18 protein-coding genes are annotated in these 23,268 nt (G+C 68.9%); 9 read left to right on the top strand and 9 right to left on the bottom strand.

All coding sequences use genetic code 11. The annotated features are described in order from the left end of the window. Nucleotides 1-27 precede the first annotated feature (27 nt). The 4 genes from pyrH to secA all read right to left on the bottom strand — a co-directional run bounded on the left by pyrH (nt 28) and on the right by secA (nt 6,023). The gene (gene pyrH, locus G4D83_RS00800) at nt 28-780 is read right to left on the bottom strand and encodes a UMP kinase (protein WP_163861395.1); all 753 of its coding nucleotides are present in this window, start codon (nt 778-780) and stop codon (nt 28-30) included. Nucleotides 781-986: 206 nt separating this feature from the next. After that, entirely contained in the window at nt 987-1,640 is a 654-nt protein-coding gene (tsf, locus tag G4D83_RS00795; protein WP_163861392.1) for a translation elongation factor Ts, read from the bottom strand. 158 nt (nt 1,641-1,798) lie between these two features. Next, nucleotides 1,799-2,785 (bottom strand): 30S ribosomal protein S2, encoded by a 987-nt coding sequence (gene rpsB / locus G4D83_RS00790; RefSeq protein WP_163861389.1) that lies wholly within the window; start codon nt 2,783-2,785, stop codon nt 1,799-1,801. Nucleotides 2,786-3,179: 394 nt separating this feature from the next. After that, entirely contained in the window at nt 3,180-6,023 is a 2,844-nt protein-coding gene (gene secA, locus G4D83_RS00785) for a preprotein translocase subunit SecA (RefSeq protein ID WP_163861386.1), read from the bottom strand. Between the two features lie 355 nt (nt 6,024-6,378). On the opposite strand from secA, the gene rlmM reads away from it, so the two are divergent. Both rlmM and G4D83_RS00775 read left to right on the top strand, forming a co-directional pair. After that, complete coding sequence (gene rlmM, locus G4D83_RS00780) at nt 6,379-7,401, top strand: 23S rRNA (cytidine(2498)-2'-O)-methyltransferase RlmM (RefSeq protein ID WP_163861381.1); 1,023 nt, start codon at nt 6,379-6,381, stop codon at nt 7,399-7,401. 49 nt (nt 7,402-7,450) lie between these two features. Then, nucleotides 7,451-8,161, top strand: coding sequence for a diguanylate cyclase (locus tag G4D83_RS00775; protein ID WP_163861378.1), 711 nt, complete (start codon nt 7,451-7,453; stop codon nt 8,159-8,161). Nucleotides 8,162-8,274: 113 nt separating this feature from the next. On the opposite strand, the gene G4D83_RS00770 is transcribed toward G4D83_RS00775, so the two are convergent. The 4 genes from G4D83_RS00770 to G4D83_RS00755 all read right to left on the bottom strand — a co-directional run bounded on the left by G4D83_RS00770 (nt 8,275) and on the right by G4D83_RS00755 (nt 15,417). Then, on the bottom strand, nt 8,275-9,192 hold the full coding sequence (locus G4D83_RS00770; protein ID WP_163861375.1) for a M23 family metallopeptidase: 918 nt from the start codon (nt 9,190-9,192) through the stop codon (nt 8,275-8,277). Nucleotides 9,193-9,407: 215 nt separating this feature from the next. Continuing rightward, nucleotides 9,408-10,205 (bottom strand): Stp1/IreP family PP2C-type Ser/Thr phosphatase, encoded by a 798-nt coding sequence (locus G4D83_RS00765; RefSeq protein ID WP_163861372.1) that lies wholly within the window; start codon nt 10,203-10,205, stop codon nt 9,408-9,410. A 60-nt stretch (nt 10,206-10,265) separates the two neighbouring features. Further along, on the bottom strand, nt 10,266-12,005 hold the full coding sequence (gene recN, locus G4D83_RS00760; protein WP_163861369.1) for a DNA repair protein RecN: 1,740 nt from the start codon (nt 12,003-12,005) through the stop codon (nt 10,266-10,268). A gap of 145 nt (nt 12,006-12,150) precedes the next feature. Next, nucleotides 12,151-15,417, bottom strand: a complete 3,267-nt coding sequence (locus G4D83_RS00755) for a DEAD/DEAH box helicase (RefSeq protein ID WP_420826612.1) — start codon at nt 15,415-15,417, stop codon at nt 12,151-12,153. Between the two features lie 135 nt (nt 15,418-15,552). Here G4D83_RS00755 and G4D83_RS00750 point away from each other — a divergent pair, with 135 nt between their 5' ends. The 7 genes from G4D83_RS00750 (at nt 15,553) to G4D83_RS00720 (ending at nt 21,201) form a co-directional block, all read left to right on the top strand. Further along, the gene (locus G4D83_RS00750) at nt 15,553-16,539 is read left to right on the top strand and encodes a 2-hydroxyacid dehydrogenase (protein ID WP_163861366.1); all 987 of its coding nucleotides are present in this window, start codon (nt 15,553-15,555) and stop codon (nt 16,537-16,539) included. Further along, nucleotides 16,536-17,090: an adenine phosphoribosyltransferase gene (locus G4D83_RS00745; protein WP_163861363.1), complete on the top strand. Its 555-nt coding sequence runs from the start codon at nt 16,536-16,538 to the stop codon at nt 17,088-17,090. Before G4D83_RS00750 ends, G4D83_RS00745 begins: the two co-directional genes overlap by 4 nt. 130 nt (nt 17,091-17,220) lie before the next feature. Continuing rightward, nucleotides 17,221-18,063 carry an alpha/beta fold hydrolase gene (locus tag G4D83_RS00740; protein ID WP_163861361.1) on the top strand — a complete coding sequence of 281 codons (843 nt, stop codon included), beginning with the start codon at nt 17,221-17,223 and terminating at the stop codon, nt 18,061-18,063. A gap of 84 nt (nt 18,064-18,147) precedes the next feature. After that, on the top strand, nt 18,148-18,756 hold the full coding sequence (locus tag G4D83_RS00735; protein ID WP_163861358.1) for a TetR/AcrR family transcriptional regulator: 609 nt from the start codon (nt 18,148-18,150) through the stop codon (nt 18,754-18,756). Then, nucleotides 18,753-19,964 (top strand): MFS transporter, encoded by a 1,212-nt coding sequence (locus G4D83_RS00730; RefSeq protein ID WP_163861355.1) that lies wholly within the window; start codon nt 18,753-18,755, stop codon nt 19,962-19,964. The genes G4D83_RS00735 and G4D83_RS00730 overlap by 4 nt, the downstream gene beginning before the upstream one ends. Beyond that, nucleotides 19,961-20,458 carry a pantetheine-phosphate adenylyltransferase gene (coaD, locus tag G4D83_RS00725; protein WP_163861352.1) on the top strand — a complete coding sequence of 166 codons (498 nt, stop codon included), beginning with the start codon at nt 19,961-19,963 and terminating at the stop codon, nt 20,456-20,458. Before G4D83_RS00730 ends, coaD begins: the two co-directional genes overlap by 4 nt. Then, nucleotides 20,455-21,201 (top strand): MBL fold metallo-hydrolase, encoded by a 747-nt coding sequence (locus G4D83_RS00720; RefSeq protein WP_163861349.1) that lies wholly within the window; start codon nt 20,455-20,457, stop codon nt 21,199-21,201. The genes coaD and G4D83_RS00720 overlap by 4 nt, the downstream gene beginning before the upstream one ends. A 54-nt stretch (nt 21,202-21,255) precedes the next feature. Here the strand turns inward: G4D83_RS00720 and G4D83_RS00715 are convergent, their stop codons facing one another. Beyond that, nucleotides 21,256-23,151: an alpha-amylase family glycosyl hydrolase gene (locus G4D83_RS00715; protein WP_163861346.1), complete on the bottom strand. Its 1,896-nt coding sequence runs from the start codon at nt 23,149-23,151 to the stop codon at nt 21,256-21,258. Between the last annotated feature and the right edge of the window lie 117 nt (nt 23,152-23,268).

The raw sequence follows: 23,268 nt of genomic DNA, 5'->3' as shown, positions 1-23,268 counted from the left end.
AACACGAGTCGGGATGAATACGAGGGGTCAGGCCCAGACCGTCTCGTTGCCGCCCACGACGGTACCAATCTCTCCGCCCCCCAGCACCGCGCGCTGGATGTTTCCCGGCACGGTGAGGTCGAAGACGATGATGGGCAGCTTGTTGTCCATGCACAGCGAGATGGCCGTGGAGTCCATCACGTTGAGGTTCTGCTTCAACACGTCCATGTACGTCAGCGTGCGGTAGCGGCGCGCCGTCGGGTCCTTCTTCGGATCCGCGTTGTAGATGCCGTCCACCTTCGTCGCCTTGAGGATGACCTGGGCGTTGATTTCCATGGCGCGCAGCGACGCGGCCGTGTCCGTCGTGAAGTACGGATTGCCCGTGCCCGCGGCGAAAATCACCACCCGCCCCTTCTCCAGGTGGCGCACCGCGCGCCGGCGGATGTAGGGCTCGGCGATCTGCTCCATCTTGATGGCGGACAGCACGCGCGTGTGCATGCCCTTCTTCTCCAGCGCGTCCTGCATCGCCATGGAGTTGATGCACGTGGCCAGCATGCCCATGTAGTCGGCGCTGGCCCGGTCCATCCCCTCCGTCGCGCCCGCCACGCCGCGGAAGATGTTGCCTCCGCCAATGACGAGGGCCACCTCCACCCCGGCCGCCGCCAGCTTGATGACCTCGTCGGCGATGCCACTGAGCGTGGGTGGGTGGATGCCGTACTTCCCTTCTCCCATCAGGGCCTCGCCCGAGAGCTTGAGGAGGATGCGCTTGAAGCGGAGCGGTTGGGTCGTGTCGGAGGACATGCGCGTCCGCTTCTATCCCCCGCCTGCCGCCATATCAACGCCCGAGTCGGACACTCCCTCTCACACCGTCAGATGCCAATCGCCTGGAGGAGCCCCAGGGCCCGCAAAAGGCGAGGGCCGCGTCCCCCGCCCCCGGTGAGGGGAACGGAGCGCGCGGCCCTCAGGGCCCGACGGCAAGCCCTTCATGGCCCGGGAGGGCCGTGAGGTCAGCCCTGGCCCAGCGTCTTGGCGACTTCGGCGGCGAGGTCGTCCTTCTTCTTCTCGATGCCCTCACCCACCTCGAACCGGACGAAGCGGCGCACGGAGACCTTCTCGCCAATCTTCGCGGCGCGCTCGGTGAGCATGTCACCGAACTTCTTCTTGTCGTCCTTCACCCAGAACTGGTCCACGAGGCAGACCTGCTCGTAGAACTTCTCCATCTTCCCGACGAGGATCTTGTCCAGCATCGCCTCGGGCTTGCCCTGCTGCTTGAGCAGCTCGCGCTGAATCTCGCGCTCCTTGTCCATGTTGTCCGTGGGGACTTCCTCGCGACGGACGAACTTGGGGCTGGCCGCGGCGATCTGCATCGCCACTTCCTTCACCAGCTCCTGGAAGTCAGGGTTGCGAGCGACGAAGTCCGTCTCGCAGTTGACCTCCACCAGCACGCCGATACGGCCGCCGTGGACGTACGTGCCGACGAGGCCCTCGGCCGCGACGCGACCTTCCTTGCCCGCCGCCTTGGAGATGCCCTTCTTGCGCAGCCACTCCTCGGCCTTGGCGAAGTCGCCACCAGTCTCGGTGAGCGCCTTCTTGCAATCCATCATGGGCGCGCTGGTCCGCTCGCGCAGGTCCTTCACCATCTGGGCCGTGATTTCGGCCATGTTCGGCTCCTGTCTCCACCGTCACGAGGGCGCCAGGCGCCGGGCGGAGCATCCGGGTTCAAGGGGATACGGCTACGGCGAAAACAAGGACGGCCGGGTCGCAGGCATTCTGATGCGCCACCCGGCCGCCACGAAGACTGAGGTACAGCGGGAGGCGACTACTCCTTCGCCGCCTCGCCACCCTCGGCCGCGGGCTGCTCGACCGCGGCGGGCTGCTCGGCCACGACCGGGGCGCCCTTCATCTCCACGAGGGGGCCACGGCGCTCGCCGCCGCCACGGTCACCACCGCGGTCGCCACCCCGGCGATCCCGGTTGTCGCGGCGCGGGCCACGGCGGTCGTCGCGGTCGCGGCGGTCATCACGACCCTCGCGCTCCTCCTGCTCGTCGCGCTCCGCCGCGCCAGACGCGCGGTAACGGGCGGCGCCCTCGATGCAGGCCTCGGCGATCTTCGACGTGAAGAGCTTGATGGAGCGGATGGCGTCGTCGTTGCCGGGAATCACGAAGTCGATGCCGTCGGGATCGCAGTTCGTGTCCACCAGGCCAATCACGGGGATGCCCAGGCGGGTCGCCTCGTGGATGGCGATGTGCTCCTTCTTCGGGTCGATGATGAAGACGCAGCGGGGCAGCTTCGACATCTCCTTCACGCCGCCCAGGTTCTTCTCCAGCTTCTCGCGCTCGCGCTCCAGCGACGCGACTTCCTTCTTGGGCAGACGGTCGAACGTCCCGTCCTCGGCCATCTTCTCCAGCGTCTTCAGCCGGTCGATGCCCTGCTTGATGGTCTTGAAGTTGGTCAGCGTGCCACCCAGCCAGCGGCTGGTGACGAAGTACTGACCGGCGCGAGCGGCCTCCTCGCGGATGACGTCCTGCGCCTGCTTCTTGGTTCCGACGAACAGCACCGTGCCGCCACGGGCCGTCACGTCCGCCACGAAGCGGAACGCCGAACGGGCCATGGAGACCGTCTTCTGCAGGTCGATGATGTAGATGCCGTTGCGGGCACCGAAGATGTAGGGCTTCATCTTCGGGTTCCAGCGCTTCGTCTGGTGGCCGAAGTGGACGCCGGCCTCCAGGAGCTGCCGCATCGTGATGCCGCCGGCGGCGGCCATGGCCTGCTGCTGCGTCTGCGTTTCCTGCGTGTCGATCGACATGTGTTTCTCCGGTTGTTCCGCCACACCCGGGTGTTGCTCCGGCCGTGACTTCCGGGAGCGAGGACCCTCCTTTCGGAGGAAGTCCTCCACTCACGAGAGCACCGGCGACCGGCACGGGCGTGTGTGAAGTGGGTACGACTCGGGGTTGACACCCCCGACCTCAGGCTACGAGGCGGGGGGTCCTTAACAGAACCCTTCCCGGCGGCGCAAGCTTCGCTTCACCGCCGTGGCGGGAAGAAGGCTCGTGCCCGCCCTCCTGCCCTCCTGGCGCCCTTTCCAGGGCCCCACAGGGCATGCCGGACGCTGGAAAGAGGACCGGCGCGGCCCGCCGCCCGACAACCCCGGGCGGCGCCGCGCCGGCGCCCTGCTCCTGACATCCCCGAGAAGGGCCTGCTTAGACGCTGGCTTCCGCCGCGCCGTGGCACTTCTTGTACTTGCGACCGCTGCCGCAGGGGCAGGGGTCATTGCGGCCCACGCGGGGGCCCTGCTGGGCGGCCGGAGGACGGGCCGCCGCGGCCACGGAGGCCTCGTCCAGCTTGCCCTCCGCCGTGCCACGGCCTTCCACCGCCTTGCGCTGCTGCTGGGCCAGCTGGCGCTGGATGCGGACGGCCTCTTCCTCCGCGCTGGTGGCGGAGCGGGGCTGCACGCGCATGAGCTGCGAGACGAACTGCGCCTTGATGGCGGACAGGGTCTGGATGAAGCCCTGGTAGCCCTCGCGCTTGTACTCCTGCTTGGGGTCCTTCTGGCCGTAGCCACGCAGGCCGATGCCCTGGCGCAGGTGGTCCATGCCCAGCAGGTGCTCCTTCCAGAGCCGGTCGATGGTCGCCAGGTAGTTGTACTGGAGGAAGCGCAGGAAGTTCTCGCCGAACTCCTCGTCGCGGGTGCGGAAGACCTTCTCCGCCGCCTTGAAGATGTGGTCCTGGAGCTCGTCGCGGTTGCCCACGCCCTCGAAGCCCATCTCCAGGTCGAACGTCTCCTTCACGTTCTTCGAGAGGGCATCCAGGTCCCACCCGTCCGAGCCCTTGGTGGGCGCGTACGTGTCGACGGTGGAGACGATGACGTCCTCCAGCGCGTCCAGGACCATCTCCTTGAAGTCCGCCCAGCTCACCATCCGCTCGGAGCGGCTCTTCACGCGCGTCTTCGGGTCCTCGGTGAACTCCACCAGGGGCACGCCCGCGCCCGCGGCCAGCACCTGACGCCGCAGCTTGTAGATGGTGCGCCGCTGCTGGTTCATCACGTCGTCGTACTCGAGCAGGTTCTTGCGGATGTCGAAGTTGTGTCCCTCGACGCGCTTCTGGGCCCCTTCAATCGCTCGGGACAGCCAGATGTGCTCGATGACCTCGCCCTCCTCCATGCCCAGCCGCTCCATGAGTCCCTGGATGCGCTCCGAGCCGAAGATGCGCATCAGGTCATCCTCGAGCGAGAGGAAGAACCGGCTGGCGCCCGGGTCACCCTGGCGACCGGCGCGGCCACGCAGCTGGTTGTCCACGCGGCGCGACTCGTGGCGCTCGGTGCCGATGATGAACAGGCCGCCGGCCTTCATCACCTCCTCGCGCTCCTGCTTCGTCTCCGTCTCCAGCCGGGCCTGCGCGGCGACCAACCGCTGCTCCCAGTCGGCCAGCGCCTCCTGGTAGGCCACCATCGGGTCCACCTGCGGCGCGGCGCCATCCGCCGCGGGCGGCAGGGGCTCGGGAGCCTCCGGCGCGGGGCCCACGGAGGCCTTGGCGAGCACCTCCGCGTTGCCGCCCAGGAGGATGTCCGTTCCACGGCCGGCCATGTTGGTGGAGATGGTGACGGCGCCCTTGCGGCCCGCCTGCGCGACGATGTCCGCCTCGCGCTGGTGCTGCTTGGCGTTGAGGACGTTGTGGGGGACGCCACGCTTCTTCAGGAAGTTGGCGACCACCTCGCTCTTGGCGATGGACACCGTGCCCACCAGCACCGGCTGCCCGTTCTTGTGCAGCTCTTCAATCTGGGCGGCCACCGCCTCGAACTTCTCGCGCTCCGTCTTGTAGACCACGTCCTGCTGGTCCTTGCGGACGTTGGTGCGGTTGGTCGGGATGACGCGGACGTCCAGGTTGTAGATCTTCGCGAACTCCTCCGCCTCCGTGTCCGCGGTGCCCGTCATGCCGGACAGCTTGGTGTACATGCGGAAGTAGTTCTGGAACGAGATGGTCGCCAGCGTCTGGTTCTCGTTCTCGATCTTCACGCCCTCCTTGGCCTCGATGGCCTGGTGGAGGCCGTCGGACCAGCGGCGGCCCGGCATCTGGCGGCCGGTGAACTCGTCGACGATGACGACCTCGCCGTCCTTCACCACGTAGTCCTTGTCGCGCTTGTAGAGCGTGTGCGCGCGCAGGCCCTGCTCGACGTGGTGGAGCGTCTCGATTTCGCCCGGGTCGTAGAGGTTGGACACGCTCAGCCGCTTCTGCAGCTTTTCGATTCCGTCATCCGTCAGGGACACCGAGCGGTGCTTCTCATCCAGGGTGAAGTCCTGGTCCGGGACGAGGCCGGGGATGACCTGGTCCACCCGGTAGTACTTGTCCGTGCTGTCCTCGGTGGGACCGGAGATGATGAGCGGGGTGCGGGCCTCGTCGATGAGGATGGAGTCCACTTCGTCGACGATGGCGTAGTTCAGCTCGCGCTGGACGTAGTCCTGCAAGCGGAACTTCATGTTGTCGCGCAGGTAGTCGAAGCCGAACTCGTTGTTCTGCCCGTAGGTGATGTCCGAGCGGTACGCTTCCTGGCGCTGCTTGTCCGACAGCTCGTGGAGCACGCAGCCCGTCGTCATGCCCATGAACTTGTAGACGCGCCCCATCCACTCCGCGTCGCGGCGGGCGAGGTAGTCGTTCACCGTCACCACGTGCACCCCGCGCCCGGACAGGGCGTTGAGGTAGCAAGGCAAGGTGGCCGTCAGCGTCTTGCCTTCACCGGTGCGCATCTCCGCGATGCACCCCTCGTGCAGGAACATGCCGCCGATGAGCTGGACGTCATAGTGACGCTGGCCGATTTCCCGGCGCGCGCCTTCACGGATGAGCGCGAAGGCCTCGAAGAGCATGCTGTCGAGCGGCCTCCCGTTCTGAATCTCCTGCTTCAGCCGAGCCGTCTCGGCAGGAAAGTCCTCGTCCTTGAGGGCCCGCATCCGGCTCTCCAGCTCGTTGATGCGGATGACCTTCTCGCGGGCCTTCTTGAGCTCGCGCTCATTCTTGGTCCCGATGAGCTTCTTCAGCGTCCATTCGATCATTCGTTGACTCTCTCGCGGCCGGAGAATCCTCGAAGGACGGCGGCGAGTGAAGGGAAATCCCTGGAGATGTAAGGGAGGCTTGGTGGGAAACCACGCGCGCCTCTTGAAACTTCCTCTCGGCCGGTTGCCCAGCGCGCATCGGTTCAGAGTAAAGCGGAAAGGAGCCCACGCAATGTCCCCTCCGCGAAATCCCCGCCGCCGGCCTGCCCGGGGCGCCCCCTCGAAGTCCCCTCGTCGCCCTGACCGCCCGGCGCCGCCCCCCCACCGCAAGTCCGCTCCCACCCAGGGCAAGGCGGCTCCTGCACGCACCGCGCCGCCCCCCCCGCCCGCCCCTCCCAGGGCGCGCATTCCCCCCATGCCCGCACAGACCCAGCCTCCCCAGGTCGGGCGCTGGCTGTGGACCTGCCGGGCCGGCTTCGAGCCCCACCTCTTCGAGGAGCTGGCCTGGGCGGGCATGGCCCCTCGCCTGCTTGGCGAGGCGCTGGTGGAGAGCGACTCCCAGCCCGGCCTGGTCCCCGCCTTCGCGCGCGCCGCCTGGCGGGTGGTCGCCGCGCTCCCCCCTGGCACCCCAGAGGCCCACGCCGACGCGGCGGCCCGGGCCATCCTCGCCATGCCAGGGGCGGGCCCCTGGGTCCTCCAGGCCTTCACGCCTGACACCCCCCGGGGCAACACGCTGGCGGCGCCCGCGGAGGCGCTGGAGGCGGCGGTGCGCGCGCGACTGCCGGTGGAGCGGCTGCTGGAGGACACAGCCCGGGCCCGAGAGTCCGGCGCCCGGCTGGTGGCGCTGTGCGTGGCCCCCGACGGCGTGACGGCCGTGGGCGCGGTCTCCGCGCGGGAGGCGCTGTCCCTGGCCCCTGGTGGGCGGCGGCGGATGCGCCGGGAGGTGGAGTCCCCTTCCCGAGCCGCCATGAAGCTGGAGGAGGCGCTGGACGGGCTGGCCTTCGAGCCGGGACGAGGTGACGTCTGCGTGGACCTCGGCGCCGCACCCGGCGGGTGGACGCAGCGACTGGTGGCGCGGGGCGCGAAAGTCGTGGCGGTGGACCCTGCGAAGCTGATGCCCGAGCTGGCCTCGAATGGCCGGGTGAAGCACATCCAGGAGAGCGCCTTCTCCTACGCCCCCGAGGAGAGCGCGGACTGGCTCTTCTGCGACATGGCGTGGCGTCCGCTGGAGGTGGCCCAGCTGCTGGCCAAGTGGGGGCGCCGGGGCTGGGCGAGCCACCTCGTCGCCAACATCAAGTTGCCCATGAAGGACAAGAACCCCGTCCTCTTGCGAGTGCGCCACACGCTCGTCGAGGAGGGCGGCTGGGAGGGCCTCACCGTCCGGCAGCTCTACCATGACCGGGATGAAGTGACGGTGACGGCCCACCGGCTGCGCTGACGGGAAGCCCCTGCGCGAGGACGCGCGACGCGCTAGAGATGCGAGCAAGATGCCCTACCCGCTCGACGACGCCACCGCCACCGCCCTCATCGCCCTCCACCCCTGGGTGCTGACCCGCAGCCCCCAGGCGCCCGTGCAGGCGGCCGTCGAGGTGCTCCTCCAGGCCGAGCAGGCCCGCAGGGGCCACCCGGACCCGAAGACGGGCGCGCTCCAGGTGCCCGCCCTCACCCAGGGCAACCTCCTGAAGGAGGAGTACGACTTGTCCACGCACGCGCACCATGACGGGTGGCGCGTGGGCGCGGTCATCGCGGACGTGAAGGAGATGATCTCCCTCAACGCCCGCTTCGGCTTCGCCACTGGCGACGCGATTCTGCGCGCCACCGTGGAGTCGCTCGCCGCGCAGTACCCGGGCGCCAAGGTGCTTCGCCTCCACCCGGACGCCTTCGCCGCGCTGCTGGTGCCCACCTCCCAGCTCACCGTCAGCGCGGACCTGGCCGGCCCCACCCACGAGCGCCTCTCGCGCGACGTGCGCCGGGTGCTCCCCGAGGGCACGCCCGACGCCGAGGCGCCAAGCTGGACGGTCAGCCTGCTGGAGGTGACGGTGGATTCGCCCTCGCACTGGCAGGTGCTGGGGCCGCTGCTCTGGGCGGAGCTGGAGCGCGCCCACGTCATGCAGCGCAGCGGTCGCGCCGATGGACTCCAGCAGCGACGACTCCGGTTGGACGCATCCATCCCCGGGCCCGCCACGCTCTCACGCTGAAGAAGGGAAGCAGGGCCTCCCAGGGGCGAGCCAGAGCGGCCCGACGTCCCTGGGGTCTGCTGGGACAGCCACGCTCCCGAGCCGGGCTCGGGAGGCACCACACTCCCCGAGGACTACTCCTCGAGGATGAACTTCCGCGGGTTCTGCGGGATGCCGTTGACGCGGACCTCGTAGTGCAGGTGCGGTCCGGTGGAGCGGCCCGTGTTGCCGACCGCGGCGATGAGCGCGCCGCGCTTCACCCTGTCGCCCGCCTTCACCAGCATCTTCGCCAGGTGGCCATAGCGCGTCTTGATGCCATAGCCGTGGTCCACGACGATGACGTTGCCGTAGCCACCCTCCAGGCCCGCGAACACCACCGTGCCGTCCGACGGCGAGAAGACTTCCTTCCCGTGGGGCGCGGCGATATCGAGACCGGCGTGCATGACGCGGTCGGCGGTGTACGGGTCCACGCGCTGACCGAAGTCGCTCGTCACCCAACCACGCGCGGGCCAGACGGACGGCGTGGAGGCCAGGAGCGACTTCTGGTCCTGGAAGTACGCCTGCAGTTCCTGGAGGCTCTGCTCCTGACGGGTGGCCTCCGCGCTCAGCTTGTCCAGGCGGCCCATCAGCAACTTGGGCGTCTCCGTCGTGGTGAGCTGGGTGAACTGGGTGTCCGTCGCCGGCACCTGGGTGCCCGCCTCCGGCTCCGTGGGACCCATGGCCAGGTTGCGCTGCGGATCCGACAGCAGCGTCATCGCCCGGAGCTTCTGGTCGAAGCGCTCCACCCGGTCCAACGTGGAGCCGATGTGCTCGATTCGCTCCCGCACCGACTTGAGCTGCGAGCGCAGCGTCAGGTTCTCCTCGCGGAGGATGCGGTTCTCGGAGGCGTCCGCCGCCACCTGGAAGTAGTGGATGCTCGCACCCGCGCTCAGTCCCACCACCAGCATCAACCCCATCCCCACCTGCATCAGGAACGAGCGTTGGATGGTGTACCGCTTCACCGGCGCGTCATGGTCCGGGATCACCATCAACGTGAAGGACTTTTTCGCCACGGGACAGCTCCCTGCTTGCGTGGGACATCCGGCGCCAGAAGCTAAGTCGCTCCCTGTCGCCCAACACCTCCCCCCACCGCCACACCCCGCCGACTTCGTCTCCGGGCGACGTCTGCCCGGATTGGAAACGTTTGGGCAGCTACCATTCAGTTTCCAAGAGTGTCAAGGTCAACAGTGACCTGACGCGGTGTTTGTCGGCCCCGCGGCCGGGTACCTCAGGGGGCGACCCGCACCACGATGACGGTGATGTTGTCGTCGCCGCCACGCTCGTTGGCGAAGTCGACGAGGAGCTTGGGCACTTCCTCGAAGCTCGGGGCCTGGGCCACCACTTCGTGGATTTCGCGGTCCTCGAGCATGTTGGCGAGGCCGTCCGAACAGAGCAGGAACACGTCGCCGGGCTCGGAGACGAGACCCATCACGTCCACCTGGACCTCCTCTTCGAAGCCCACGGAGCGGGTGATGATGTTCTTGTACCGGGAGTGCTTGGCCTCCTCGGGGGTAATCATTCCGGCCTTGATCTGCTCGTTGACCAGCGAGTGGTCCTCGGAGATCTGCTGGATGAGGTCGCCCCGGATGAGGTACGCGCGACTGTCGCCCACGTGGGCGAAGAAGGCGTGCTCCTCGCGCACCACGAGCGAAATCACCGTGGTGCCCATGCCCGACAACCGTGGGTCTTCCTGCGCCGCCGTGTAGATGGCGAGACACGCCTTCTCCACGGCCGTGCGCAGGGCCTCCGGTATCGGTGAGTCCTGCAAGTTCGGCACGGAAAGGAACGGGTTGTCCTTGCCCTCCCGAGCTCGTCGGAGCTCCTTGTCGATGGTCTCGACGGCGATGCGCGACGCGGTACCGCCGCCGGCATGGCCGCCCATTCCATCCGCCACGACGTAGAGCTGGAGCTCATCGTCGATGAGGAAGCTGTCCTCGTTGTGATTGCGCTTCCGCCCGACATCCGTCAGGCCAGCGGAAACGACTTTCAGGCGGGAGGCCGCGGTCTGCCCTGCGGTGTTGGACACACTAATGATGCTATGTGAGACCCACCGATGGGGCAAGGACACGGATGACCTTGCAGCGCGTCAAGCCAATCTTCGGAGGCGGCCACGGGGTCCGCCCTCGGGTCCGGACTCCCTCCGAGTCCTCGGCGCCCCCAGGGAACGGTGGGCCGAGCGCACCAGGGCCTCCGCGGCGCCCAGGGCCTCCCGGGTGACCTCCACGCCGGACATCATCCGAGCCAGCTCCCGCGTGCGGTCCGCGCCCGCCGCCAGAACAGTCACCTGGGAGACGGTTCGCTCCGCCTTCACCGCCTTGCGGATGAGCAGGTGGGCGTCCGCGTAGGCCGCCACCTGGGGCAGATGGGTGATGCAGAGCACCTGACGGTGGCCGCTCACCTCCTTGATCATCCGCCCCACCACGTCCGCAATCGCGCCGCTGACGCCCGCGTCGGCCTCGTCCAGCACGTAGCAGCCACACGCGTCGCTGCCCGCCAGGGCCCGCTTCAGGGCCAAGAGCAACCGGCTCGCCTCGCCACCCGAGGCCACCTTCGCCAGGGGCCGCGCCGGCTCGCCGGGGTTCGCGCTGAAGTAGAACTCCACCTCGTCCGCTCCGTCCGGACGCAGCGTCTCCCCAGGCGTCACGCGCACCTCGAAGGCCGCCTTGCCCATGGCCAGGTGCCCCAGGCCCTCGCGCACCTGAGCGGAGAACTCGACGGCGCTCTTCGTGCGGGCCTTCGACAGCGCCCGGGCCGCCTTGCGCGCCCGCTCCTCCACCTTGCGCCGCTCCGAGGCCAGCTCCTCCAGCACCTCCTGGCGGTTCTCCAGCGTGCCCAGCTCGGTCTCGATTTCGCCGCGCTTCTTCAGCACGCCATCCAGCGTGGCGCCGTGCTTGCGGCACAGCCGCTTGAGGCCATCCAGCCGCTCGTCCACGTCCGCCAGCCGCGTCGGGTCCGACTCCAGCCCCTCCACGTACCGGTTGAGCCGCCGCTGCGCCTCCTCCAGCTCCGACAGGGCCGTGCTCAGCGACTGGGCCACCGGCGAAAGCGTCGCGTCGCACTTCACCGCGTCGTGCACCAGGCCCAGGGCCCGGCCCACCGTCTCCAGGGCCGAGGCTTCCTCCCCGGCCACCAGCAGCTCCGCCTCGGCACCCAGGCGCTTGAGCTTCTCCGCGCTCGACAGCCGCTTGCGCTCGGCGTCCAGCTTCACGTCCTCGCCGGGCTCCGGGTCGATGCGCGTGATTTCGTCGAGTTGGAAGCGCAGGAACTCCGCGCGATCCCGCACCTTGGCCTCGTCCCCACCCAGGGCCTCCATGCGCGCATCCACCTCCCGCAGCGCGGAGTACTCCCCGAAGTAGGCCGCGAGCGCCTCCTCCACCTCCCCGTACCTGTCGAGCAGCACCCGGTGCAGACCCGAGTCGAAGAGGCTGACGTGCTCGTGCTGCCCCGCGAGGTCCACCGCCCCCCGCGTCAGCTTGGCCAGCACCCCCACCGTGACGAGGGCGCCGTTGACGTAGACCTTGCCCCTTCCGGTGCGCCCCAACACGCGGCGCACCAGCACCTCCTCGCCCAGGTCTGGAAGGCCCAACTCCTCCAGGCGCGCGCCCAGCACCGGCGTGCGCGCGAAGACGCCCTCCACGGACGCCTCCTCGCAGCCGGCGCGGATGACATCCGCGTCCGCCCTGCCTCCCAGCAGCAGGCCCAATGAATCCACGAGGATGGACTTGCCCGCACCTGTCTCACCCGTGAGGACGGTGAGGCCGGCTCCGAACGCCACCTCCACCTCCTCGATCACCGCCACGTTCGAAATCCGCAGACCCAGCAGCACGCGCGCCCTCCAATGTCCGTACGACGGCCCTGGCACTGAACACCCTAGCAGGTCCCACTGACACTGCACAGGCGTTCTGGTCAGCCGCACGGATGGCGGGCGGGGGAGGCGGGGTTCCGTCGGAACCCCAACCATCCCCTCCGTCTCAGGTCTGGCTCTCGGTGAAGAGCTCCTGGATGTCCTGCTCGGTGAGCGTCCTCGCCATCTCGTCACCGTCACCACCGAGCACTCCGGCGGCGAGGTCTCGCTTGCGACGCTGGAGGGAGAGGATCTTCTCCTCCACCGTGCCGCGCGTAATCAGCTTGTAGCTGATGACGGCGCGCGTCTGACCGATGCGGTGCGTACGGTCCGTGGCCTGGTCCTCGACGGCCGGGTTCCACCACGGGTCGAAGTGGATGACGTAGTCGGCCGCGGTGAGGTTGAGGCCGGTGCCACCCGCCTTCAACGAGATGAAGAACAGGGGCGGTCCGTCCGGGCGGTTGTACTCGTCCACCTTGCCCATGCGGTCCTTGGTGCGACCGTCCAGGTAGAGGTAGCGCAGGCCCTTCTTGTCCGCCTCCTGCTTGAGCAGCTCCAGCATCTCCGTGAACTGGCTGAACACCAGGGCCCGGTGGCCTTCCGCCACCAGGTCCTCCACCAGCTCCATGAAGCGCTCGACCTTGGCGCTGGGCGGCAACAGCGTGCCCGGCGGCATCTTGAGCAGGCGCGGATCACAACACACCTGCCGCAGCCGCATCAGCGCGGCGAGAATCGACACGCGGCTGCGCTTGAAGCCGACCTTCTCGATGCTCTCGCTGACCTTGCGGCGGCTCTCCTCCATCACCTCGCGATAGAGGGCGGCCTGACCCGGCTCCATCTCGCACCAGGCGACGCTCTCCGTCTTCGGCGGCAGGTCCTTGGCCACCTCCGTCTTCAGGCGACGCAGGATGAAGGGCTGGATGCGCCGGCGCAGCCTGTCCCTCGCGGAGGCATCGTTCGCCACCTGGATGGGCTGCTCGTACCGGTCGCTGAAGCTGTCCGCGCTGCCGAGGAAGCCCGGCATGAGGAAGTCGAAGATGCTCCACAGCTCCGACAGCCGGTTCTCCAGCGGCGTACCGGTGAGCGCCAGGCGCGTGTCGCTCGGAAGCGACTTGCACGCCTGCGCCGTGGCGCTGTCCGCGTTCTTGATGTTCTGCGCCTCGTCCAGAATCACGAAGCGGAAGCCCACCTGGGACAGCTGATCCAAGTCCCTTCGCACCAGCGCGTAGGACGTGAGGACCAGGTCCATCTCCTTCAGGTCCTCGGCGCGCTCCTTGCGGTCCTGCCCGTGCCACACCATGACCTTGAGGCCCGGCGTGAAGCGCTCCGCCTCGCGCTCCCAGTTGGCGAGCACGCTGGTGGGCGCGACGACGAGCGACGGCTTGCGCCCCTCTTCGTTCGCCATCTTCTGCAGGAGGCTGAGCGACTGGACCGTCTTTCCCAAGCCCATGTCGTCCGCGAGGATGCCGGACAGGCCATGGCGGCGCAGGAACCAGAGCCAGGACAGGCCCGCCTCCTGGTAGTGCCGGAGCGTGGCATGGAGCCCGTCGGGCACCGCCACCTTCGGAACGCCCGCCGTCTCGCGCAGCTCCAGCATCGCCTGCCGCGCCTTCGCCTCCACCTCGGTGAACTCACCCAGGTCCGCGAGCAGGTCCAACGCCACCGCCTGATGCAGCGGCAGCCGCGTGCGAGAGCGCCCTGGCAGCGCACCCGCCTCTTCGAGCAGGTCCGCCACGCGCTTGATTTCGGCCGGGTCCGCTTCGGCGAACGAACCGTCCTTCAGCGGCACGAACTTGCGGCCGGAGTCCAGCCACATGCGCACCGCGCCCAGGTCCACCGCCTGGTCATCCGTGACGAACTCGGCGTCCAGGTCGAACCACTGCACGCCGCTCATGCCCACGCGGATGCGCGGCTTGAGCTTGGGGCGCAGCCGCACCTTGGGCGCCTGCACACCGAAGCGCTCCCACGCCTCCGGCAACGAGGCCAGTCCGCGCGCCCAGAACTCCAGCGCCACGTCGCCCGTCGCGTCGAAGACCTGCGCCTGCGGCTCGAAGCGCAGCCCCAGGTCCAAGAGCAGCTTGCCCGCGGCGCGCTCCAGGTCCTCTCGACGGCGGTACAGCTTGCGGCTGTCCCCGCCCACGCCACTGGCGTAGCCCAGGTGCGTGGCCGTGGGTGACACCGGCGCCGTCGTCTGCCCGTAGCGGGCGGCCAGTTGCACCTTCACGCGCTCCGGAGTGCCCTCGAGCGTCAGCACGAAGTGCGGCTCCACCGCCTCGTCCACCTCGATGTCGTCCGCCTTCAACGACATGCGGAAGCGCGGCAGGTGCGCGGCGAAGAACGTCAGCACCCGATCCAACTGTCCCGAGGGGAAGGACATGCTGGGCTCCAGCAGCCACTTGCGCAGCAGCCGGGGCGGGAAGTCGGGCTCCACGGGGTGGAGGTTCTGCGCCTGGATGACCCAGGTGCGTCGGCCCGACAGGATGATGACGTCCTTGAGCGAGTAGCTCAGCCCGTCCGGGAAGAGCAGCTCGATGCGCGCGGTGGCGCCGTCCGGCCGGGACTCCAGCCGAATCTGCGGACGGATGGGCACTTCCGTGTTGATGAGCGCAGTGCCCCGGTAGATGACCCGCCGCTGGCGCAGCAGGTCCATCGCCTCGCTCAACTCCTCGTCCGACAGGACGATGCGCGAGTCATAGCGATGCTCGTGACGGGACAACGCCATGAAGACGCGCTCGTCGGCCGGGGAGATGCGTCCCCCGGTCTGGAGGGTCCGCTTGACGTGGATGGGACCCTTGGTCTGCGCGTCCTGCCGACGCACGTCCACGACCCACTGGCGACTGCCCGAGTTCGTGTTCGCCGCCGTCAGCCGGTAGAAGAACTCGTAATCCGGCTGAGAGGACAGGCCCAGCCAGCTCTCCACCTTCGCGAGCGCCGGCAGGTTGACGGCGTCCACCGGGGGGCCTTCCGGCTCCACGGGGACTTCGTTGTCCACCACCTCGTTGTTGCCGTTGGGCGCGGTGGGTTCGACAGGCGTCGCCACCACCGGTTGAGGCCGGGGCGGCGGACGGAAGCGCGCGGCGTAGATGAGCGCGGCGGCCACCACATGCTTGCAGTGGGGACCATCGACGTTCCACGACCGACACGTGCAGGTGGACGTGGCTCGACCGTCTCCCAGCGCGAGCACGACTTCATAGCGCTCGCCCGTGGAGCCGGCGACCTGCGCGCGGATGTGGTCCCCTTCACGTTGGAGCCCGAAGACGCGGCGGGACTCAGCCACCTCGCGGCCCTGCTTGAAGATGGTGGGTTGGACTTCAGCCTTCAGGGCCCTGAGCCACTGGGTGTCCTGAGGAGGGAGGGCGTCTCGGATGTCGGCGGTGGATTGCACGGCTGGCACAGGCCCCTGGCTCCTAAGCGCCGGGGAACCCCTGCCACTAGCACAGCAAGAGGGCTCCCGCTCGCGGGAAATTTGGATGAGTCGGCCAGCGGAAGCAGCCACCGACATCAGGCTATGAGACCATCAACGCTCGCCATGGCCCGGACCGTCCGCCCCCGTGTCTTCGTGACCCGCCAGCTCCCTGGAGAGGCCCTCGGCCGACTGAGCAGGCACGTGGACCTGTCCGTCTGGGAGGAGGAACTGCCACCCTCCCGTGACGCCCTGCTGACCCAGGCGGCCCTCGCCGAGGGGCTCGTCACCCTGCTGACGGACCGGGTGGACGCTCGCCTGCTTGACTGCGCTCCAGGGCTCCGCGTGGTCAGCAACGTGGCGGTCGGCTACGACAATATCGACGTTCCGGCCTGTACCGGGCGGCGCGTGGCGGTCGGAAACACCCCGGGCGCCCTCACGGAGACCTCCGCGGACTTCGCCTTCGCCCTGATTCTGGGACTGGCCCGGCGCGTGGCGGAGGCGGACGCCTTCGTCCGGGCAGGCCAGTGGCGGACCTGGAGCCCCACCCTCCTCCTGGGCACGGACGTGTACGGCGCCACCCTGGGTATCGTCGGCCCTGGGGCCATCGGCTCGGCGGTGGCCAGGCGGGCCCGAGGCTTCGGGATGCGCATCCTGTACGCCAGCCGCGAGCCGAAGCCCGCGCTGGAGGCCCAGACGGGCGCCCGCCAGGTGGACAAGGCCACGCTCCTGGCCGAAGCGGACATCCTCACCCTGCATGTCCCCCTGACTCCCGCGACGAAGCACTGGGTGGGACGCGCGGAGTTTGCGGCGATGAAGCCGGGAGCGCTGCTCGTCAACACGGCGCGCGGCGGAATCGTCGACCAGGACGCCCTCGTCGACGCCCTTCGCGAGGGAAGGCTGGGCGGGGCGGCCCTGGACGTGACGGAGCCCGAGCCCCTGCCTCTGGACAGCCCGCTGATGACCCTGCCCAACGTCCTGCTGGCGCCGCACATCGCCAGCGCGTCACATGCCACCCGGGGGCGCATGGCCTCCATGGCGGTGGACAACCTGCTGGCCGCGCTGGAGGGACGGCGGCCACCCCACTGCGTCAACCCGGAGGTCTTCGAATGACCGCGCCCGCCGTGAGCATCCCCGACACCACCCTCGTCGCCGACCTGAACGCCCGCCTGCGCGACGTGCCCGACTTCCCCAAGCCCGGCATCGTCTTCAAGGACATCACCCCCGTGCTCGCCGACCCGCGCCTGTTCGGCCGGGTCATCAACGCCATGGCCGCGCCGTTCCGGGGCGAGCACCTCACCAAGGTCGTCGGCGTGGAGGCCCGCGGGTTCCTCCTGGGCGCCCCCATCGCCCTCGCGCTGGGCGCGGGCTTCGTCCCCGCGCGCAAGCCGGGCAAGCTGCCGCACCGCTCCATCGTCGAGCGCTACTCGCTGGAGTACGGCGCGGACGGCGTGGAGATGCACGAGGACGCCATCCTCCAGGGCGAGCGCGTGCTGGTGGTGGATGACGTGCTCGCCACCGGAGGCACGGCGGAGGCCACCGCGAAGCTGGTGAAGCGACTGGGTGGCGAGCTGGTCGGCTTCAGCTTCCTCATCACCCTCGACTTCCTCCAGGGCTACAAGCGCCTGGGGCACGACAAGGTGACGACGCTGCTGACGTTCTGACGGGGCGCGCCGACGAGCGGATTCGGCAAGTCCGAGCGGCCCGGGCCTCCATCCCTTCCCCGCCCGCCTGCTGCCGCGCCCCGGGCTCATGTCCACCTGAGGATGGAAGCCTCGTTCCACAGGGGGAGACATGCCCGAGGTGCGCTCCGCGGACGGTGCCCGCATTCGCTATGACGACGTCGGCCAGGGAGCGCTCACGCTGCTCTTCATTCCCGGCTGGTGCACCCGCCGCGATGTCTTCACCCCGCTCGTCCCCCTCTGCGCCGAGCGACACCGGGTGCTCAGCGTGGACCTGCGAGGCCACGGAGAGTCCGAACACGGCGAGGCTGACTTCGACAGCGGCACCGTGCTCGAGGACCTGCTCGCGGTGGTGGAGGCCAGCGGCGCGAAGCAGGTGGTGCCGGTGGCCATCTCCCACGCGGGTTTCTGGGCGTTGGACCTGCGGCGCGAGCTGGGAGCCGAGCGAGTCCCCCGGCTCGCCGTGCTGGACTGGATTGTCACCGAGCCTCCCCCTCCCTTCCTCGCGACACTGCGAGGCCTGATGTCGGAGCGATGGGGACGCACCCGGGACGAACTGCTCCAGGAGTGGACCCGGGGCGTGGAGAACGAGGCCGTCCTGAGCGCGGTCCACGAGGACATGCTCGAGTTCTCCGAGGAGATGTGGGCCCGGGCCGCGCGCGAAATCGCCGCCGCCTACTCGCGGGAGGGCTCACCCCTGCGCGCGCTCGCTGGACTGAGCCCCTCGACGCCGACCCTGCACCTGTACTCGCAGCCGGACGCGCACGACTACCTGGAGACCCAGGTGGCCTTCGCCGCCACCCATCCGTGGTTCCACGTCATGAAGCTGCCCGCCATCAGCCACCTGCCCACGCTGGAAGTGCCACAGCTCGTCGCCGTCGGAATCGAGGCGCTCGTCTCCGGACGCAGGACGGCCATCAGCACGAGCCACATGGACCTCGGCCCTCCGGGCTGACCTTCCCTCGCCACCCCTGGAGCGATTGACACCACCGCCTCGCCTGTTTATAAGTTGGTCACACAACCAATAAACAAGGCCACCATGCCCCGTCCGTCCAACACCGAGGAGCGCCGACAGCAAATCGTCTCGGGACTGCTGCGCGTCATGTCGGAGCGCGGCTACGAGCGGGCCTCGGTCAACGAAATCGCGAAGGCGGCGGGGCTGAGCCCGGGGCTGGTGCACTACCACTTCAGCGACAAGCAGGAGATCCTGCTCGTCCTGGTGGAGCAGCTCGCGGCGCGCGCTCGGGCGCGGGTGGCGAAGCGCTTTGAGCGACTCGCCGTTGACGACGCGCGCGGCCGCATCGACGCCTTCCTGGATGCGTTCCTCGCGACGGGCGCGGACGCGGACACGAGCGCGGTGGCGGGCTGGGTCACCATCAGCGCGGAGGCGATTCGGCAGCCGGAGGTCCGCGCCGCCTACGAGCAGGTGGTGCGCGCGGACCTGGAGCAGCTCGAGGCGCTGGTGGCGACGCTGGTGGGCAAGCGCAAGGCGCGGGCGCTGGCGGCGGGACTCTTCGCGGCGGTGCAGGGCTACTTCGTCCTCTCGGCCAGCTCGCCCGGACTGGTGCCGGTGGGCTCGGCGGCGAACACCGTGAAGCACATGGCCGCGGGCCTCCTCGACACCTCGGCGGCCCGGGAGGGCGCATGAAGACCTCCACGAAGCTGGGTCTGCTGTCGAGCCTCTATCTCTCGCAGGGCCTGCCGTTCGGCTTCTTCACCCAGGCGCTTCCGGTGCTGCTGCGCCACCAGGGCCTGTCGCTTCCGGCCATCGGCCTGGCCCACCTGCTCGCGTTGCCGTGGGCCCTGAAGTTCCTCTGGGCGCCCTTCATGGACCGGCACGGCTCCGCGCGCTGGGGACTGCGGCGCGGCTACATCCTCCCGTTGCAGTGCCTCAGCGCGGGCCTGTTGCTGTCTCTCGCGCTGCCCGAGTCCACCGTGGACACGCGCCTGCTGCTCGCGGCGGTGCTCGGCGTCAACCTGCTCGCGGCGACGCAGGACGTGGCCACTGATGGGCTCGCGGTGACGCTGCTCTCGCCGTCCGAGCGCGGCTGGGGCAACGGCATCCAGGTGGCCGCTTATCGCGTGGGCATGATTCTGGGCGGCGGCGTCATGCTCGCCGTGTTCGACAAGGCGGGCTGGCGTCCCACGCTCCTCGCCCTCGGACTGGTCTTGCTCGTCGCCACCGTACCCGTGGCCCTCTATCGCGAGCCCCCCACCGAGCCGTCTCCTCGCGCGAGTCTGGGCCTCGCGTGGTGGTGGCGCCGGCCCGGTGCCACGACGTGGCTCCTCCTGCTCGTCGCCTACAAGGCGGGCGAGGCGCTGGCCACGGGCATGCTGCGCACCTTCCTGGTGGACCGGGGCCTGACGCTGACGGACATCGCGTGGCTCTTGGGCGGCGTGGGCTTCACGGCGGGCCTCCTCGGCGCGCTCATCGGCGGCAGCCTGGTGGCGCGACTGGGACGACGCCGGGCACTGCTCCTCTTCGGCGTCATCCAGGCCACTGCGGTGCTGCTGTACGCCCTCGTCGCCAGCTTCCCCTCGTCGATGACCTGGCTGACCGCCGTGTGCGCGGTGGAGCACGTGGCCAGCGGCATGGCCACCGCCACCCTCTTCACCGCGATGATGGACGCGTGCCGACCCGAGCACGCCGCCACCGACTACACCGTGCAGGCCTCGCTCGTGGTGCTCGCCACCGGCGCGGCGGCGGCTGTCAGCGGCTTCAGCGCGCAGGCCCTGGGCTACCCCGGCCACTTCGCCCTGTCCGCCCTGCTCTGCCTCGCGGGCACCCTCTACGTGGCACTCGCCTTCCACCCGTCCCGGGAGTTGACGCCCGGGATGCCCGAGGTGTCGTCATGACCATCGCCGTCTACGCAGGCAGCTTCGACCCCGTCACGGCGGGACACCTGTCCGTCGTCCGGCAGGCCGCGCGACTGTTCGGCCACGTCGTCGTCGTCGTCGCCATCAACCCCGCCAAGAACACCCTGCTCACTCAAGACGAGCGCATGGCCCTGGTGCGCGAGGCCGTGGCCATGCACCCCAACGTCACGGTGGCGTGGACCCAAGGGCTCATCGTCGACTACGCGCGGGACATCGGCGCCAGCGTCCTCCTTCGCGGCGTGCGCGGCGCCACCGATGCGCAGTTCGAGACGGAGCTCGCCCAGAACAACCGCGCCCTCGCGCCTGAAATCTCCACCCTCTTCCTTCCCGCCGAAGCCCACCTCGCCGAGGTGAGCAGCAGCGGACTCAAGCAGCGCGTCGCCCGAGGCGAGGACGTTTCGGCCTTCTGTCCTCCCGCCGTCGCGGCGAAGCTGCGCGAGCGACTCGACCCGTCCCTCCGGAGTCAGCCATGAGCCTGTCCTTCACTCCCCTGGGCGTCGGTGACGCCTTCTCCGCCCTCTACTACTCGTCCTGTCTCGCTGTGGAGGCGGAGGACCAGGTCCTCCTGGTCGACTGTCCCCACCCCATCCGGAAGATGATGCGGGAGGCATCGCTGTCCTCCGGCGTCCCGCTCGATGTGGACCGCGTCAGCGCCGTGGCCCTCACGCACCTGCACGCGGACCACGCGTCCGGACTGGAGGGCCTGGGCTACTTCTCCTTCTTCGTGCTCAAGAAGAAGCTGGAGCTGCTCACCCACCCAGACGTGGCCGAGCGCCTCTGGGAGGGCCACCTGGCCGCCGGAATGGAGTGCCTCATCGAGAAGAAGGGCGAGCCTCCCAACCCGAAGCACTTCGAGGACTACTTCGAGCACACGCCGCTCTCCACCGAGTCGGCCGTGCGGCACGGGCCCTTCCTCGTCGAGGCCCGGATGACCTACCACCACGTGCCCACCACCGCGCTGCGCATCCACGCGGGAGGCCGGTGCCTGGGCTACAGCGCGGACACCGCCTTCGACGAGGGCCTCATCGACTGGCTGTCACGCGCGGACCTGGTCATCCACGAGACGAACTATGGCGTGCACACGCCCTACGAGAAGCTCGCCGCACTGCCCGAAGGTCTGCGCGCCCGCATGCGCCTCATCCACTACCCCGACGACTTCGACACCGCGGCCAGCGTCATCGAGCCGCTCCAGCAAGGCCGTCGCTACACCGTCTGAGGACGCAGGCGCCCGCCCCGCGAGGCAACGGGCGCCCACGTCCCTGTCCATCCGCTACTGCGAGAAGATGAGCAGCGAGTACGGACCGATGGCGAAACTGGCGTTCTGGGCCATGCCGTCCTTGGTGCCGCCGTTCGTGGAGGTGTTCGCCGACGCGGTGTTGCCGAAGTCGGACGAGTACCCGTTCCAGTCGCTGTTGAAGCGCAGGTACCACGTCCCCGCCCGGGGGAAGCCGATGTTGTAGCTGGCGTAGTAGGTGCCGCTGAAGTTGGCGACGACGACGACGTCATCCCCGCCACCGCCACTGTCCCAGCGGTGATACGCAATCAGCTTGTTGGTGTTGTTGACGTGGTGGACGTTGACGTTGCCACCGCGCAGGCCGCGCGTGTTGTTGTTCCAGTTGCGGCGCAGGCGGATGAGGTCGCGGTACAGCGTCTTGATGCCGCCGTAGGTGGTCAGCTTGCCCCAGTCCAGCGGGTCGCCGTCCGCGAAGAAACCATCCTCCAGGAACTCCTGGCCCTGGAACATCATCGGGATGCCCGGCGAGGTGAAGGCGATGCCCGCGGCCAGCGTGGAACGCTTCTTCGCAGCCCAGCTCCCCGCGTTGCCCGGCCAGATCTCCTCGGGAACGCGCGCATGGCCGTTGGCCACCTCGTCGTGGCTCTCCGTGTAGATGATGCGCGAGAGGGCCCGGCCGCTGAAGCGCTGGGTAATCGCGTCACGCACCGCGAACATGTTCCGGTTCGCGTCGTTCTGCTCGATGACCGCCGTGCGCACCGGGTGCACGAACTCCGCCGTCCACTGCGCGTCGAAGCCCGCGCCGCCCGCGAAGTCGCTGGTCGCGTCGTTGGTGATGGAGTCACCGCCGCCGAAGTCCTCGGCGATGGAGATCTTCCAGGGCTTGTTCGCGTTGATTTCGCGGTTGATGGAGCGGAACACCTGCCACGCCGACGGGATGTCACCCGAGCCGTCAATCGTGCGCATGTACTTCGTGGCATCCCAGCGCAGACCGTCCGCGCGGAAGTTGTCCGTCAGGTTCATCATCGAGTCGCGGATGTACGCACGCACCTCGGGACGGCCGTAGTCCGGACGCGTGTCACCCCACGGCGTCACCTTGCGGCTGTCCGTGAAGAAGTACTCGCCGCCGTTGCCCAGGCAGTCACCGCTGAAGCACCACATGGGCAGGTCGCTGGGCCCGTAGTGGTTGTGCACCACGTCGAAGATGACGCCGATGCCCCGGTAGTGCGCCTCGTCCACGAAGCGCTTCATGTCGTTGGGCGAGCCGTAGGCGCTCTCCGGCGCGAACGGGAAGGCCGCGTTGTAGCCCCAGGAGAAGTCCCCGGCGAACTCGTACGCCGGCATCACCTGGACCATGTTGATGCCCAAGTCGCGCACGTGGTCGAGCCTGGCGATGGCGCTGTTCCAGTTGCCCGGCCCGAAGCCCGGAGAGTCGTTGAAGGTCCCCACGTGCATCTCGTAGATGACCATGTCGTTGAAGCCCGGCGTGCTGAACTGCTGCGCGTTCCACCAGTACTCGCCCTGGTCGTAGATGATGCTGGCGCCCGTGGAGTTCTCCTGCCACGCCGAACGCGGGTCCGCGCGCCAAGCGTCGCTGCCCCACTGGTTGCGCGTGACGAACTTGTACTTCTGCCCCTTCACCGCGCCCGCGACGTCGGCGGAGAAGTTGCCGTTGAACTCGTTGCCGAGCTCCACCCAGCCCCAACTGCTGAAGTCGCCCGCCACGAAGACGCGACTGGCCAGCGGAGCCCAGGTGCGGAACGTCGTGCCACCCGAATAGACGGTGGCACCCATGCCCGGCCGCGTCGATGACGTGAGCTGCTGGACGACCTGCGCTGTCTCCTGACCGGAGCCCTGTTGCTTCTCGAGCGCGGAGTCGCCGCAGCCGAACAGACCGGCCAGCAGCAACGCGCTCAACACGTTGTATCGCATGGTGACAACCTCCTCTTGGGGTCAAGGCGGGTCCTAGCAACCGCAGTGAAGTGCGAGCAAACCGCCTACGTGTGATTTCTGTAACTTTCAGTCATGACACGGCGCAGCAGCGATTCA

This window comes from Myxococcus eversor, assembly GCF_010894455.1.
Taxonomy (GTDB): Bacteria; Myxococcota; Myxococcia; order Myxococcales; family Myxococcaceae; genus Myxococcus; species Myxococcus eversor.
Note: the sequence above shows the minus strand (reverse complement) of the source record. Positions and strands in the feature narration are given on the sequence as shown.

What these genes read in the sequence shown, in the direction of transcription:
- pyrH (WP_163861395.1), bottom strand. Translation starts at nt 780, where the DNA reads ATGTCCTCCGACACGACCCAACCGCTCCGCTTCAAGCGCATCCTCCTC.
- tsf (WP_163861392.1), bottom strand. Translation starts at nt 1,640, where the DNA reads ATGGCCGAAATCACGGCCCAGATGGTGAAGGACCTGCGCGAGCGGACC.
- rpsB (WP_163861389.1), bottom strand. Translation starts at nt 2,785, where the DNA reads ATGTCGATCGACACGCAGGAAACGCAGACGCAGCAGCAGGCCATGGCC.
- secA (WP_163861386.1), bottom strand. Translation starts at nt 6,023, where the DNA reads ATGATCGAATGGACGCTGAAGAAGCTCATCGGGACCAAGAATGAGCGC.
- rlmM (WP_163861381.1), top strand. Translation starts at nt 6,379, where the DNA reads ATGCCCGCACAGACCCAGCCTCCCCAGGTCGGGCGCTGGCTGTGGACC.
- G4D83_RS00775 (WP_163861378.1), top strand. Translation starts at nt 7,451, where the DNA reads ATGCCCTACCCGCTCGACGACGCCACCGCCACCGCCCTCATCGCCCTC.
- G4D83_RS00750 (WP_163861366.1), top strand. Translation starts at nt 15,553, where the DNA reads ATGGCCCGGACCGTCCGCCCCCGTGTCTTCGTGACCCGCCAGCTCCCT.
- G4D83_RS00745 (WP_163861363.1), top strand. Translation starts at nt 16,536, where the DNA reads ATGACCGCGCCCGCCGTGAGCATCCCCGACACCACCCTCGTCGCCGAC.
- G4D83_RS00740 (WP_163861361.1), top strand. Translation starts at nt 17,221, where the DNA reads ATGCCCGAGGTGCGCTCCGCGGACGGTGCCCGCATTCGCTATGACGAC.
- G4D83_RS00735 (WP_163861358.1), top strand. Translation starts at nt 18,148, where the DNA reads ATGCCCCGTCCGTCCAACACCGAGGAGCGCCGACAGCAAATCGTCTCG.
- G4D83_RS00730 (WP_163861355.1), top strand. Translation starts at nt 18,753, where the DNA reads ATGAAGACCTCCACGAAGCTGGGTCTGCTGTCGAGCCTCTATCTCTCG.
- coaD (WP_163861352.1), top strand. Translation starts at nt 19,961, where the DNA reads ATGACCATCGCCGTCTACGCAGGCAGCTTCGACCCCGTCACGGCGGGA.
- G4D83_RS00720 (WP_163861349.1), top strand. Translation starts at nt 20,455, where the DNA reads ATGAGCCTGTCCTTCACTCCCCTGGGCGTCGGTGACGCCTTCTCCGCC.
- G4D83_RS00715 (WP_163861346.1), bottom strand. Translation starts at nt 23,151, where the DNA reads ATGCGATACAACGTGTTGAGCGCGTTGCTGCTGGCCGGTCTGTTCGGC.